Origin of the sequence: Pontivivens nitratireducens, from assembly GCF_011290545.1 — a bacterium.
In the GTDB taxonomy this organism is placed as follows: domain Bacteria; phylum Pseudomonadota; class Alphaproteobacteria; order Rhodobacterales; family Rhodobacteraceae; genus Pontivivens; species Pontivivens nitratireducens.
In genome coordinates, this window is sequence record NZ_CP049811.1 from 2,850,632 (window position 1) to 2,864,892 (window position 14,261).

General features: G+C 63.7%; 14 protein-coding genes. 7 read left to right on the forward strand and 7 right to left on the reverse strand.

Going from position 1 to position 14,261, the window contains the following annotated elements; all coding sequences use genetic code 11:
- Positions 1-3: 3 nt before the first annotated feature.
- The gene (locus G8E03_RS14035; protein ID WP_166193219.1) at positions 4-1,602 is read right to left on the reverse strand and encodes an OpgC family protein; all 1,599 of its coding nucleotides are present in this window, start codon (positions 1,600-1,602) and stop codon (positions 4-6) included.
- A 299-nt stretch (positions 1,603-1,901) separates the two neighbouring features.
- Entirely contained in the window at positions 1,902-2,237 is a 336-nt protein-coding gene (locus G8E03_RS14040; protein WP_166193222.1) for a hypothetical protein, read from the reverse strand.
- A 236-nt stretch (positions 2,238-2,473) separates the two neighbouring features.
- Here G8E03_RS14040 and G8E03_RS14045 point away from each other — a divergent pair, with 236 nt between their 5' ends.
- The 3 genes from G8E03_RS14045 to cbiB all read left to right on the forward strand — a co-directional run bounded on the left by G8E03_RS14045 (position 2,474) and on the right by cbiB (position 5,551).
- Positions 2,474-3,466 (forward strand): glutathione S-transferase family protein, encoded by a 993-nt coding sequence (locus G8E03_RS14045; protein ID WP_166193224.1) that lies wholly within the window; start codon positions 2,474-2,476, stop codon positions 3,464-3,466.
- Positions 3,467-3,698: 232 nt separating this feature from the next.
- Positions 3,699-4,655, forward strand: coding sequence for an aminotransferase class I/II-fold pyridoxal phosphate-dependent enzyme (locus tag G8E03_RS14050; protein WP_205793142.1), 957 nt, complete (start codon positions 3,699-3,701; stop codon positions 4,653-4,655).
- On the forward strand, positions 4,652-5,551 hold the full coding sequence (gene cbiB, locus G8E03_RS14055; RefSeq protein ID WP_166193227.1) for an adenosylcobinamide-phosphate synthase CbiB: 900 nt from the start codon (positions 4,652-4,654) through the stop codon (positions 5,549-5,551). Before G8E03_RS14050 ends, cbiB begins: the two co-directional genes overlap by 4 nt.
- Positions 5,552-5,564: 13 nt before the next feature.
- On the opposite strand, the gene G8E03_RS14060 is transcribed toward cbiB, so the two are convergent.
- On the reverse strand, positions 5,565-6,632 hold the full coding sequence (locus G8E03_RS14060) for an SMP-30/gluconolactonase/LRE family protein (protein WP_166193230.1): 1,068 nt from the start codon (positions 6,630-6,632) through the stop codon (positions 5,565-5,567).
- 122 nt (positions 6,633-6,754) lie between these two features.
- On the opposite strand from G8E03_RS14060, the gene G8E03_RS14065 reads away from it, so the two are divergent.
- Positions 6,755-7,336: a nitroreductase family protein gene (locus G8E03_RS14065; RefSeq protein WP_166193233.1), complete on the forward strand. Its 582-nt coding sequence runs from the start codon at positions 6,755-6,757 to the stop codon at positions 7,334-7,336.
- Positions 7,333-8,046, forward strand: a complete 714-nt coding sequence (locus G8E03_RS14070) for an EI24 domain-containing protein (protein WP_166194294.1) — start codon at positions 7,333-7,335, stop codon at positions 8,044-8,046. The genes G8E03_RS14065 and G8E03_RS14070 overlap by 4 nt, the downstream gene beginning before the upstream one ends.
- On the opposite strand, the gene G8E03_RS14075 is transcribed toward G8E03_RS14070, so the two are convergent.
- A complete protein-coding gene (locus tag G8E03_RS14075; protein WP_166193236.1) occupies positions 8,027-9,418 on the reverse strand; it encodes an L-serine ammonia-lyase in 1,392 nt (463 codons plus the stop codon). The two genes, G8E03_RS14070 and G8E03_RS14075, sit on opposite strands and share 20 nt — an antisense overlap.
- Before the next feature lie 151 nt (positions 9,419-9,569).
- On the opposite strand from G8E03_RS14075, the gene G8E03_RS14080 reads away from it, so the two are divergent.
- Both G8E03_RS14080 and G8E03_RS14085 read left to right on the forward strand, forming a co-directional pair.
- Positions 9,570-11,123 (forward strand): cisplatin damage response ATP-dependent DNA ligase, encoded by a 1,554-nt coding sequence (locus tag G8E03_RS14080; protein ID WP_166193239.1) that lies wholly within the window; start codon positions 9,570-9,572, stop codon positions 11,121-11,123.
- A gap of 82 nt (positions 11,124-11,205) precedes the next feature.
- Entirely contained in the window at positions 11,206-11,730 is a 525-nt protein-coding gene (locus tag G8E03_RS14085) for an invasion associated locus B family protein (protein ID WP_166193242.1), read from the forward strand.
- Positions 11,731-11,773: 43 nt separating this feature from the next.
- Here G8E03_RS14085 and G8E03_RS14090 read toward each other — a convergent pair whose 3' ends face one another.
- The 3 genes from G8E03_RS14090 to G8E03_RS14100 all read right to left on the reverse strand — a co-directional run bounded on the left by G8E03_RS14090 (position 11,774) and on the right by G8E03_RS14100 (position 14,195).
- A complete protein-coding gene (locus G8E03_RS14090; RefSeq protein WP_166193245.1) occupies positions 11,774-12,562 on the reverse strand; it encodes an FAD binding domain-containing protein in 789 nt (262 codons plus the stop codon).
- Positions 12,563-12,616: 54 nt separating this feature from the next.
- A complete protein-coding gene (locus tag G8E03_RS14095) occupies positions 12,617-13,102 on the reverse strand; it encodes a (2Fe-2S)-binding protein (protein ID WP_166193248.1) in 486 nt (161 codons plus the stop codon).
- Between the two features lie 223 nt (positions 13,103-13,325).
- On the reverse strand, positions 13,326-14,195 hold the full coding sequence (locus tag G8E03_RS14100; RefSeq protein ID WP_166193251.1) for a 1-acyl-sn-glycerol-3-phosphate acyltransferase: 870 nt from the start codon (positions 14,193-14,195) through the stop codon (positions 13,326-13,328).
- Positions 14,196-14,261: the final 66 nt, after the last annotated feature.

Consider the following 14,261-nt stretch of genomic DNA (forward strand, 5'->3'; position numbering starts at 1 on the left):
GACCTAGCGCGCAAGGGCACCACGCCCAATTTCGGGCGCATCTGTCGCGGGTGCGGTGCCGCGCCACGGACTGCCCTTGATCCAGCCGACAAAGTAAGCCGTCGCGATCAGCATCCCCATGCCAAAGCAGTTCACCAGCCACCACGACCAGGGCGCACGCCCCATAACGTCCAGCAGCAAGCCGTCGATCTGGCTCAGCGGGATCGACACCATGAAACAAGCGAGGCTTTGCGTCCCGACCTTGCGAATGACGGGCACGACATACCCGACCAGATCATGCGTGACCCAGTGACGGGCGGCCCCGCCAATCGCCGCCCATAGCAGCACGATCGCGGCGATCAAATGCGCGATCTGCAACAGCCCGATGCGGTCCGGGTGGGCAAACAGGCTTATGCCCAGCAGGGCCGGTGCCCGGTCGTCCAGCAACCAGACGAAGAAATCGTTCAGTGGCGGGGCGTGGTTCCTGATCGAATCGACATAGGTGTAGGGAACGGTCAGCACCAGCACTACGCCTGCCAGGGCGAGCGCCAGCGGCTTCGCCGCTCGCGGGGCCGCGAACCCCTCGCTCAACCGTCTGCCCCCGGCGCCCACCAGCATCCACGCGATATAGGCGGTGGCCAGAAAATGCAGATATCGCAACGCGCCCTGTTCCGTTTTCCACCACAGAGGGCGGATGGCATCTCGCGTCGCCTCGATCCAGTTCTGGACCGCCCATTCATCGGGCAGGTACAGGCCGCGATGGATCTTGAACCAAGCGAACGGCACAACCACGAGGACGAACGCCACAGCCACCCAAAACAGCCTGCGACTGCGCGGCGGGGCGGGCACCCATTTCATGCCGAGGACGAAGCCGCTGAAAAAGACGATCTGCCACGCGAATGGATTGAAGAACCAGTGCCCATCACCCCATGGATCGCCGGGCAAGCTCAGAAAGGACAGCGCCTGTCCTGTCGCGTAAAGTCGTTCCCCGAAGGTGCCCAGCGTGGCGGGATCCTCCACCTCCAGTGCCCAGCCCGACAGGTTGGCGCACAGCCACAGTGCGCCCACAGCGATCAGGACAGCGGCGGTTCCCAGCGCTCGATGGATCAGCATCACAACGGGAATCATCGCCAGGATAGCGATATACATCGGCAGTATGTCGAACAGCCCCGGCACATAGCCGAGCGTCAGCAGACCCAGCAAAGCCTCGCCCGTCTGGGTAAAGAAAGGCACGATATAGGGTCGTTCGATATAGCGGACCGCCGGGTCGCCCATACCGAAATGGTCGATGGAAAAAAGCAGCAGCGCCGTGACCAGAAAGATGCCGATATGCGCCCAGTAGACTTGCCATATTCGGTGCGCGATCCGGGCCATGCCCAGCCACCACCCCGCCCTGGCGAAGATCCCGCCAAAGGCCAGCGCCGACGCCATGCCAGAGCAGAAGACGAACAGATCCGCCCCGTCGGAGAACCCGAACCGCGCGGGAACCCACAACGTCCACGTATTGCCGGGCGTATGCGCCAGCAGAATAACGAACATCGTCAGCCCGCGAAAGAAATCCAATCTGGGATCGCGAAATTTCGCGGGTGTGACCGGAGGGGCAGCAGATTGAGCTGTGGTCATTTTCGCCGTCTCTCAATGCCCCGGGACAAGCCGCCACGGATCGGGTCGTGCGCGCGCGACCGATCGGTCGGAACGCCATGCTCATCGAGGTCAGGCATCGCAGCAATCCATTCCATCTAAGTGATCGACGAGTGTGCATTCGCCAGCACTTTGGCATTAGGACGGTGTCACGCATCCGCCTGGGATGCCACTGCCCGGGCAAGAGCGACTTTTGGAAACCATGCCCCGGACAGCAATACCGGGACCACAATATCGGTTCTATCCGGTAGACACACCTGCCCCCGACAGGCCCGCAGCGATTATCGCAACAGGGCTATGGGCGCGTTCTCCTCCCGAACGTAGTCCAAGGGGGCCTTTGGTGAGATCTGCGTCCACCGCTTGTACTCGTAGCGCATGATACGCCCCTCACCCTCAGCTGCCACGATAAGGCAGTCGGCGATATGACGCGCGCCATCCAGAACGGCCACAGCACCGCGCAGGGGGGCGGCATCGGATGCGACGGAAAATCCCGTCTCGTCCAGGTCGATCACATCGACAACCAGCGACCCGTCACGCACACGAAGCCGGTGTTTACGGTCGCTTGGCTCCACATGCTCAAGCTCCGCCACGATGTGTTCCGGCAGGTGAATGTCCATCTGATCCCCTCATTCGCGAAGCATGATCCGAGTTCGCATGAACAAACCGGATATATTAAGTCGTCTTACCCCAACACGAAGAAAGATTCGTGTCGACCCACCAAATAGGCGCACATCGCGCTGTCGGGAAATAGGCGCATATCGCGCCGCCGGGCCGTAAACAGTTTAGCCCGAAACTTCGCCCTTATCAGCCGAGGACCTACGTCACATAATCAGGTGAACAGGGAGGTAGCATCATGGGCAAGCTGGTCGAAGGAAAATGGATCAGTGAGGATTTGTTGGACCACACCGATGACGGTTCATTCGATCGCAAACCGACATCGTTTCACAACTGGATCACACCGGATGGAACCGCCGGGCCGTCGGGGCAGACGGGATTCGCGGCGCAAAGCGGGCGATATCACCTCTATGTCTCATATGCCTGCCCATGGGCACATCGGGCGCTGATTTTTCGCGTGCTCAAGGGGCTGACCGATCATATCGGCATTTCCGTCGTGCATCCCTACATGCTCGACGATGGATGGACCTTCGACGAGACGTTTCCCGGCGCGACGGGCGACACCCTGTTCGGCAAATCCTTCCTGCGCGAGATCTATACCAAGGCCGATCCAGACGTTTCGGGCCGTGTGACTGTGCCCGTTCTGTGGGACAAGCAGACCGGCACCATCGTCAACAACGAAAGCTCCGAGATCATCCGCATTTTCAACGATGCGTTTGACGGTTTGACTGGCAACACCCTCGATTTCTGGCCGCAAGACCTGCGTGAGGAGATGGAGCCGGTAAACGCGCGCATCTACGAAACGCTGAACAACGGCGTTTATCGCGCTGGTTTCGCCAAGAGCCAATCTGCCTATGATGAGGCTGTGGGTGCCCTCAACGATACGATGAACTGGCTGGAGGATCGCCTCACCACGCGCCGTTACCTGATGGGCGCGCGCATAACCGAGGCGGACTGGCGGCTGGCCGTCACGCTGTTCCGCTTCGATCTGGTCTATCACGGGCACTTCAAGTGCAATCGCGCCAAGCTGATCGAGTATCCGCATCTGTGGGACTATACGCGGGAACTGTACCAGTGGCCCGGTGTCGCGGACACGGTTCATTTCGACCATATCGCGCGGCACTATTACTACAGTCATGCAAATATCAATCCGCACCGGATCGTTCCCGTCGGGCCGAACACCGACTGGACGCGCCCGCATGGTCGCGGCCCTGAAGGGCAGAATGGGTGAGTGACAATCGGCCGGGGCAAACGGCCTGTCGGCTGTTCGCATCCCTGACCTGACGCCGATCCGCCCCCCAGCAAAGATCGGTGTCGCCCTTCTTCAGGGCCTGTCACTCACCCCCGCAGCACTCCTTCCCCACGTCGGAAGCGCTTGCGCTTGAACCCACCTGAGCTGCATGGTCCTGTGAACCTAGCATCCGAGGCGAACTTCTAACAACCCTGAGGTTATTTAAAGAATTATGATTCGACCAGAGCGTGAGCACGGCGGAGATCTGGATCGTGCTATCGCGTGTCATGGGGGCACACGCGCGGGATGGCTCGATCTGTCCACCGGCATCAATCCCAATTCCTATCCGATCCCCCCCATCGACATGTCGAACTGGACCGACCTGCCGGACCGCGCCGCATTCACGGCGCTGGAGGACGCGGCGCGCGTTTTCTGGACCATACCTGATGAGGCCGAGGTCGTCATAGCGCCAGGTGCCTCGGCCCTGATCGCGGCCATGCCGGCCCTGGCCGGGGCGGGTCCGGTGCATGTCTCAGGCCCTACCTATAACGAACATGCCGCGGCCTTTCGCGCAGCGGGCTTCGCGGTGGAGGATACGGAACCGCCGCAAGTCGTTCCGGTCACGCGGATCGTTGTTCACCCCAACAATCCCGACGGACGGTTGCACCGGGTGACACCGCATGACACAACCCTGACAATCGTGGATGAAAGCTTCGCGGATGTCGGCTGTGCCTCGCATGTCGCGCATGCCAGCCACCCGAACTTCGTCGTGCTCAAAAGCTTCGGGAAGTTCTGGGGCTTGGCGGGCCTGCGTCTGGGCTTCGCGATCTGCTCGCCGGAAAATGCCCGTCTGTTGCGGCAGCATCTGGGGCCGTGGGCGGCCTCCGGCCCTGCCTTGACGATCGGCACGCAAGCCCTGAGCGACCCCGCCTGGGCCGAAGATACGCGGGTTCATCTGACGTCGATGGCGGGTCATCTGGACCGGGTGATGACGATGAGCGGCGCGCGCATCGTCGGTGGCACCAGCCTGTTTCGGCTGTATGTCGTGCACGACGGCCTCGCCACGCAGACCAGACTGGCCCGCCATCATATCTGGAGCCGCGTGTTCGAGGACCGGCCCGACTGGATCAGACTGGGCCTGCCCGCCGATGCGTCCGGGCTGGAGCGTATCGCACGGGCGCTGGCGTGATCCTGACCGCCGCCTTGATTCTGGACGCGCTGGTGGGGGAACCGGCGTGGCTTTGGTCGCGCATCCCCCATCCCGCCGTCGTGATGGGACAGATGGTCGCCGCCTTGGAACGTCGCCTGAACGACCGTTCACGGCGGGGGGGCGTGCTGGCGCTCTGCCTGCTGCTGCTCGCATCCGGCGGGCTGGGATGGGTGCTGTCGTTCCTGCCCGGGCCGCTGCATGTCGTGATCGTGGCGATCCTGCTGGCGCAGCGCAGCCTGACCACGCATGTCCGTGCAGTGGCCGAAGGCTTGGACGCCGGGTTGGACCAGGGGCGACACGCCGTCTCGATGATTGTGGGCAGGAACACTGAAACGCTCGACGAAGCAGCGATTGCACGGGCGGCAATCGAAAGCGGGGCGGAGAACCTGTCGGACGGCGTCGTCGCGCCGGCGTTCTGGTTCGTGCTGGCCGGGCTGCCGGGCTTGCTGATCTACAAGGCGGTGAATACGGCTGACAGCATGATCGGCCATCGCTCCGCCCGGTACGAGGCGTTCGGCTGGGCCGCTGCCCGTCTGGACGATGTGATGAACCTGATCCCTGCCCGCCTGACAGGATGCCTGATCGCGGTCGCATCCCTGAACCGGGCGGTCTGGCCGGTCATGTGGCGCGACGCGCGGCGACATCGCTCCCCCAATGCGGGCTGGCCGGAAAGCGCCATGGCGGCCGCGCTGGGTCTGCGCCTGTCCGGGCCGCGCGACTATGCCGAAGGGCCGTCGAACGACCCGTGGCTGAACCCGCAGGGCCGCGACCCCGACCGGCGCGACATCGTGGCCGCGACCCGGCTGATGTGGCGGGCGTGGGGTTTGCTGACGGCTTTGCTGGCGCTGTTGAGCCTGACGCTGTGGCTGGTCTAGGGTGCATCCTTGTCTAGGGCGCGTCCATAGCGGCCAGTCCGGGGGCACCCAGTGATGTGACGTACAACGTGCCGTCCACCTCCATCGCCCCGGTGACGAGGGAATATTCCCCCTCCGGCGCTTGCAAAACGTCCAGAATCTGCCCCTCCCCGTCGATCCGCATCAGGATGCCGTGATGAACGGGCGCGGGGCGCACGACCTCGGGCAGACGCCAGATGATGTTGCGCAGCGTCGGATAGGGCGCGAGCGTGTCCGCGATCGCCTGACGGGGTGAAACGAGGCCGACCCAATACGTGCCATCGCCCTGCGCCTGAATGTTGTCGGGAAAGCCGGGCAGGCCATCCAGAATAACCTCACGCGTGCCGGTTTCCAGATCGTGCTTCCAGATCCGGTATTCGCCGGTTTCCGCGATCAGCAGCGCATCCTGTTGCGGAGTCAGCGCGATCCCGTTGGTGAAGTTGAACCCGTCGGCCACCTGCGTCAGACCGTCCGGCGACCAGCGCAGGACATGCCCGGTGCGACGATGTTCCCATAGATCAACGACCGAGGACGCCAGCGTTCCACCCTGCGCCTGCGGATCTTGCCGGCGGGTCGAGACGGAGAAATACACCGACCCGTCCCGCGCCGGGGCCACCTGGTTGGCATAACGGATCGGCGCGTCGTCATACCGATCGACAAGCACCTCGGTGCCGTTCGCCTGCGTCCAGCGAAGCAATCCCAGATAGCTGTCAGCGATGTAGAGCGCGCCATCCCCGCCGAATTCGAGGCCCAGAGGCCGCCCGCCCAGCCGTCCGACATGGGTCATCTCGCGGTCGTCAACGCGCCACAACCCGCTTTGCAGGCTGGTCACCCAGGCCACGCCCGCAGCATCGACGGCGATATCCTCGGGGCCTTCTTCGCCTGCCATATCCAAGATCTCGACCTCGGCCAGCCGCTGGTTCGGCGCAAACGGACCCGTCAAGCCGGGATCGTGCGAGGGTGTGTAGGCGACAGGGGCGATGCCGGTGGGGCTGAAGCCCAGATACCAGATCGCGAAAATGGCGATCACCGCATAGGACAGCATTCGAAAGGTGCGATACATTTGAAGCGGGTTCCTCACTTTTTACAGAACCCTGCGCGGAAAAACCCCTGTCAGGCAAGCACGCTGTCTTGAAACCCCCATCCATCGGCGCGACATGGGGTCAGGAACGAAAGGACGCTCGCATGGCTCTTACCCCCCGTCCCGCGGTAATGGATTTTCTGCTGACACGCCGGTCGCGCCCCGCGCCGACACTGACCGGGCCAGCCCCCGATCGCGCCGCGCTGATGCCGATACTCGAGGCCGCCGCCCGCACCCCCGATCATGGCAAGCTGGAACCCTGGCGCTTTACCGTGTTGGAGGGGGCTGCCCTGACCCGGTTGGCGGATCTGACATTGAAGCGTGGCATCGCGAAGGCGGAGCCGGAGGAGAAGCTGGCAAAGGCCGCGAACCATTTCCACACCGCGCCCCAAATCGTCGCCGTCATCGCCAGCCCGCAGCCCAGCGAGAAAGTCCCCGCAATCGAACAGCACCTGTCGGCGGGTGCGGTCTGCCTCGCCCTGCTCAACGCCGCACAGGCGAGCGGCTGGGGTGCAAACTGGCTGACCGGCTGGATGGCGATGGACCCCGAATGGCTGCGCGAGGGTCTGTCGCTGCAAGCAGGCGAATTCGTCGCAGGCTTCATCCATATCGGCACGCAAACCACCACGCCCCCCGATCGCCCCCGCCCCGATCTGGAGGCCATCACCACATGGGTTCAGGAATGATCGCCCCCATTCTGGCCGCGCTGAACCAACTGCCCGACCCCAAATTCCGAATGGTCCTGCTCAAGGCTGTCGCGATGACGCTGGGGGTGCTGATCGTGCTCTACACGGTGGTGGGCTATCTGGTGTCGGGCATCGACCCGTTCAGCCTGCCGTGGATCGGCATGGTAGACCCTGCTGGCCTGCTCGCCGGATTGGCGGTCGGTGCGATGATGTTGGCATCGGTGTTCCTGATGATTCCGGTGGCGTCGCTGTGCATCGGGTTCCTGCTCGACGATATTGCCGAGGCGGTAGAGCAGAAACACTACGCGCATCTGCCTGCGGCCACGCCGCCCGGCCTGTTGACCACCATCGTCGACACGGTGCGGTTCTTCGTGATTCTGGTGGTGGCTAACATCGCGGCGCTGGCGATCTATCTGCTGGTGGCCCCTCTGGCGCCGTTCATCTTCTATCTGGTGAACGGATACCTTCTGGGCCGCGAATATTTCCAGCTGGTCGCCCTGCGCCGCCTGCCCCCGCGTGAGGCGAGCGCGCTCAGAAAATCCAATCGCGGACGCATCTGGGTGATAGGTGTCGCGATGGCCGTGCCGCTGTCGATTCCGGTGCTGAACCTGATCGTGCCGCTGATCGGGGTCGCGGCCTATACGCACCTGTTCCATCGGCTGCGCGGGAATGTCAGCACTCAGGCAGGTTTCAACACTCAGGCACGTTGACGGCCAGTCCGCCTTGCGAGGTTTCCTTGTAGCGTCGATCCATGTCGCGCCCTGTCTGGCGCATGGTCTCGACGCAGGCATCGAGGCTGACCAGATGCCGACCGTCGCCGCGCAGCGACAGGGAGGCCGCCGAGACCGCCTTGATCGCGCCCAATCCATTGCGCTCGATACAGGGTGCCTGCACCAGCCCTTTGATCGGATCGCATGTCATGCCGAGGTGATGCTCCAACGCGATTTCGGCGGCATTCTCCACCTGCTCAGGCGTGCCGCCCATCGCGGCGCACAAACCCGCAGCGGCCATCGCGGCGGCGGAGCCAACCTCGCCCTGACATCCGACCTCCGCGCCTGAGATCGAGGCATTGCTCTTGATCAGCCCCCCGACGGCAGCGGCCGTCAGCAGAAAGTCCGGGATCAGACCGCGATGCGCCCCCGGCACATGATCCAGCCAGTAACGGATCGTTCCGGGCACGACCCCCGCCGCACCATTTGTCGGTGCGGTTACGACCTGACCACCGGCGGCGTTTTCCTCGTTCACGGCCATCGCATAGACCGACAGCCAGTCGTTGACGGTATGGGGGGCGGACAGATTGCGGCCCCGTTCCTCCAGCAACTGGCGATGAATGTGACCCGCGCGCCGGCGCAGGTTCAGCCCGCCCGGCAGGATCCCGTCGGTGGCGATGCCGCGCGCGATGCAATCCTCCATCACCCGCCAGATCCGGTCGAGACCTTTGTCCAGATCCTCCGCAGAGCCGGTGGCCAGTTCGTTGCGACGCTTCATCTGCGCGATGGAATGTCCGCTTTCGCGCGCCATGCGCAGCATCTCCGCCGCGGTTCTGAACGGGTGCGGCACGCCCTCGGGCATGGTATCCTCGCCCTGCCGGTCCAGTTCCCGCGCGGTCATGACGAATCCGCCACCGACGGAATAATAAGTTTCCGTCATGTGCAGGTTGCCTGCAATGTCATAGGCGCGCAGCACCATGCCGTTCGTGTGGCCGGGCAGCATTTCGTCATAGTCGAAGATCAGATCGGTTTCGGGCGCGTAGGCAAGCGCGGGCAAGCCATCGGGCCGCAGTGTCCCGGTCTCGTACAAGGTGGCCAGATCGCCCTCCGCCGCTACTACGTCGAAGGTCGCTGGCGCGTGGCCCAGCAGGCCCAGATGGACCGCGCGATCGGTCGCGTGCCCCTTGCCCGTGAACGCGAGGGAGCCGTGCAACCGCGCCTCGATCCGGGCCGCCTCACCCGCGCCGGGTACCCGGTCCGCGCCGCTGCGCAGGGCCTCCAGAAACCGGGCCGCCGCCACCATCGGCCCCATCGTGTGAGAGGATGACGGCCCGACCCCGATCTTGAAGATATCGAATACACTTAGAAACATGATCCCCTCCGCCACCCCACTTTATCCTGCGCAAACCCGGTCCGCGTTCCGAATGCGACGCTGATCCGACCGTGCGCGCCCCTGCGCCAGCGGAACTTTTGCCGCAGGCTGGCCTCTCGCCCCGGGGCACTTTCCCGCTAGATGGCCCCATATGACACCGTTCGCGAATTTATTGGAACAGTTGGCCTTCACGCCCGGCCGCAATGGCAAGCTTGTGCTGTTGCGCCGTTATTTCAGCAGCACGCCGGACCCGGATCGCGGCTGGGCGCTGGCCGCGCTGGCCGGAACCCTGGATCTGCCGCATGTGACCCCCTCGGTCATTCGCGGCATGATGGAGGAGCGGATGGACCCGGTGCTGTTCGCCCTGTCGCGCGCCTATGTCGGGGATCTGGCGGAAACCGTGTCGCTGCTGTGGCCGGAGCCTGAGGAAACCTCGCCCCCCAGTCTGGATGAGGTCGTCACCCGCCTGCTGGCCTCCAGCCGGTCTGACCGGCCAGCGGTCCTGGCCGGTTTGCTGAGCCGGTGTGAGGCCTCGGCCAGACTGGCGCTAATCAAGCTGTGCACGGGGGGAATGCGGGTCGGCGTGTCCACCCGTATGGCGCAGAACGCGCTGGCGGATGCGGGCCATCCGGTCGAGGTGATTGAGCGTCTGTGGTTTGCGATCGACCCGCCCTATGGCGAGCTGTTCCGCTGGCTCGACGGCGGTCCGCGCCCCGATGTGGACCTGTCGCTGGCCTATCGTCCGATGATGCTGGCCCACCCAGTTGAGGATCGCGTTGCCACACTCGACCCGGCGGATTATGTCGCGGAGTGGAAATGGGACGGCATCCGCGTGCAGGCGGTCGCCACGCCAGGCGGTCGCAGGCTCTACACCCGCACCGGGGACGACATCTCCGACAGCTTCCCCGATATCGTCGAGGCGATGGACTGGCACGGCTGCATTGACGGCGAATTGCTGGTGATGCGCGATCAGGCCGTCGCGCCTTTTGCCGATCTGCAAAAACGGCTGGGGCGCAAGCGGGTGGGAAAGAAGACCCTCACCGATCTTCCGGCGCATATCCGCGCCTATGACCTGCTCGACCATGACGGCGAGGATTTGCGCGATCTGCCATGGACGCAGCGCCGCGCACGGCTCGAAGAATTCGGCACCCGCCCCCGGCTCGATCTGTCACCGGTGATTCCGTTCGAGACATGGCCGCAATTGCAGACGCTGCGCGACAGCGCGCGTGAGGATGCTCTCGAAGGTCTGATGCTCAAACGACGTGACAGCCTCTACCTCGCCGGTCGTCCGGTCGGGCAATGGTGGAAGTGGAAACGCGATCCGTTGGAGGCCGACTGCGTGATGATGTATGCGCAGCGCGGCCACGGCAGGCGGTCGTCCTATTATTCCGACTACACGTTCGGCGCCTGGGTGGACGGGCCGGAGGGGCGCTATCTGACGCCGGTGGGCAAGGCCTATTCCGGCTTTACCGATGCGGAGCTGGAGGAGCTGGACCGCTTCGTCCGCAACAACTTCACCCAGCGGTTCGGACCGGTGCGCGCGGTCAAACCGAAACTGGTTCTGGAAATCGCCTTCGATGCCATTCAGGAAAGCAAGCGGCACAAATCCGGTGTTGCCATGCGCTTTCCGCGTATCAAGCGCATTCGCTGGGACAAACCGCCCGAGGAGGCCGCCACCTTGCAGGCCCTGCGCGCGATGATCTGAGATCGGGGCGGCAGGCACAGGGCTTGATCCAGGCGGATACTTGCCCGAAGGTCGGGCCGACGTGAAATCACGGAGTATCCTCATGCATCGCATCGCGACCCTTGCCCCGGCACTTGCCTTGGCCCTTGCCGTTTTCAGCCCCCTGACCGGTGCCATGGCGCAGCAGGCCGGATCTGTTGAGAATGGCACCACCTTCGGCAACTGGGTCATCGGATGTGGCGCGGAAACGACGCAGCCCGCCCAATGCAATCTGGTTCAGGACCTCAGAATCGCGGAATCCGGCGCGCTGGTCGCGCGCGTTCTCGTCACCGAGCTTCAGGGCGGTCCCGCGCTGATCGGGCAAGTGCCGATCGGGGCCTATCTGCCCTCCGGTATCGTTTATCAGGTGGAGGGCGACGACACCCCGCAGCGCGAACTGATCTGGCAGCGTTGTCTGGGCGAACTGTGTGAGGGGGCACTGGCGCTGGATGATGCGGAGATCGAACGGTTGAGCCAGGGCACCATGCTGCTCGGCTATCGCCCCGCTCCCGGCAGCGACCCGATGATCCTGCGCATTCAACTCGACGGTTTCGGGGACGGCGTCGCCGCGATCTTTGGCGGGAACTGAGCCTCCTGCCACCCAAGCGCGGGCGGCAGGGGCAAACCTTGGATCAGGTCAGCTTTTCGACCGCGCGGCGGGTCATCACCCCGATCAGATGGGCACGATAGGCCGCAGTGCCGTGAATATCCGCGATCATGTCCTCCGCTGAGTGGCGTAGCCCCTCAATCGCACCGACACTGAAATTCGACGAAAGCGCTTGCTCGGCCTCCGCCCAGCGGAACACGCCGTCATTGCTGGCACCGGTGACAGCAACGCGCACGCCATCAGCGTATTTCGCCACGAACACAGCGACCAGCGGGAACCGGCTGGCGGGTTGGGCCATCTTCTCGTAATGCGCGGCCTGCGGAATGGGGAACCTGGCGGCGGTGACGATCTCCCCTTCCTCCAGCGCGGTGGTGAACATGCCCTGGAAATAATCGTCAGCCGCGATTTCGCGCGTGTTCGTCACGATGGTCGCGCCCGAACCGAGCGCCGCAGCCGGATAGCAGGCAGACGGATCGTTGTTGGCCAGACTGCCACCTATGGTGCCGCGATTGCGCACCGACGGGTCGCCGATACGCCCCGCCAGATCGGCCAGCCCCGGATAGGCCTCTGCCGCCTGCGCCGCGACGGTCGCATGGGTCGTACCGCCGCCGATCTCGATCTCATCGCCGTTCACGCGAACATATTTCAGATCCGCGATATGGGCGAGGCTGACAAGGGTGCCGGGATCGGCCAATCGCGCCTTGAGGGTCGGGATCAACGTCTGACCACCGCCCAGGGCCTGCGCCTCACCCTCAGAAAGTGCCTGAACGGCTTCTTCTATGCTGGTGGGTTTTACGAAATCGAATGCGTACATCTGGTGATCTCCTGTCGGTGAACCCTTGCGGATCCTACTCTGGTCCGTTCGCGGTTACCCCGCCGCGACCGAGGGCACCTTTTGCCCGGCGGCGGCCTGAATGGCCTTCACGATGTTGTGGTAGCCGGTGCACCGGCAGATGTTGCCCTCAAGGTAATCGCGAATCTCCTGCTCGGACGGATGGGGGTTGTTCTTGAGCAGATCGGCCGCGATCATCACCATGCCCGGTGTGCAGAACCCGCATTGCAGACCATGGTAATCGCGAAAGGCCTGCTGAACGGTGCCCAGCGAACCATCGGGGTTCGCCATGCCTTCGATCGTGGTAATCTCGGCCCCTTCGGCATCCGCTGCGAACATGGTGCAGGATTTCACCGCGACCCCGTCCACGTGCACGACACAGGCGCCACATTGCGAGGTGTCGCAGCCGACATGGGTGCCGGTCAGCCTCAACCCCTCGCGGAGGAAATTCACCAACAGGGTGTTGCCCTCCGCCGCCGCGCTTACGTCCTTGCCGTTCACACGCATGGAAATGGTGGTCATCTCGATCTCCCCGATACTCGCGGCGCGCTCCTCGCGAATCCGGGCGCGCCATTGATTGCGCGCAGTGTCGGGCGGAATCGCCTGTCTGCCAAGCCCCGACCTGACGATTTCGCTCGACGGGCAAGTGATACAACCGAGGCGACCAGCGCCGAAAACCCGGGTCCAGGCATGGCGCGGTAAGTTCCGGTCATCGGTCGTCGAACGCACCGTGGCGCACTCTCGGTCACCCCAACCGGGGCTGCGGTTTGAGTTGCCGAGGGCGGTTCACGAACAACCTGCGCTCCCGACGGGGGGAGCGCAGGCGATCAACGGCGTCGAACAAAACCTGCGTCGCCGCATCGCTGTCGGCGGGCAGGCTGTCGCCCTGGATCACCGTGCCAAGGCGCACGTGAAATTGCTGTCGGTCCTTGTTCAGAACCTCGTGAAACAGGGTGATGTCGCGCAAGCTGGGATGCATCTTGTCGAACAGATAGAACAGCAGAGAGTTTCGCGCGGTGATCCGCACCGGCACCACGGGCAATTCGTATTTTCGCGCCAGCATGGCGGCGGAGGGCATCCACTCCCGCTCATGCAGGGACATTCCCCGCCGCTTAGACAGGCGCCCGGCGGGGAAGATCACGGCGAGCCGACCCTTGGCAAAGGCATCCTTCGCATAGGTCAGAGTCTCACGGTTTTTCTTCATCGACCGCTTGCCCTCACGCCATTCGACCGGCGCGATCATCGAGGTGAATTGCGGCATGATCCGCAGGATGTCCCCGTTGGCAAAAAAGAACAGATCCGGTCTGAGGTGGCGCAGCAGCTTGTACAGAACGATACCGTCGGCAATTCCGGTGGGATGGTTGCATACGATGATCGCCGGCCCGTCCTCGGGCACGTTTTCCAGCCCCTCGACCTCAACCCGTTTGGCGATCAGGTCCGCCATGTGATCCATGACCTCGGACGTGGGGGTTTTTTCGAACTTCCGGCCCAGCGCCAGCGTGCGATCATAGGACAGCATCAAATGCAGCAAGGCCCGAACCGGGCGCACCAGAGGGCCGGCACGGTACATCCACCGCGCACGCTCCTCAATCAAAGTGTCGAGCTGTTCTTTCATTCCCTGGCACTACCGCGCTGTCATGTCCGTCTTGCGACACTCTTCCCCCCATCAGGTAGAACGCGG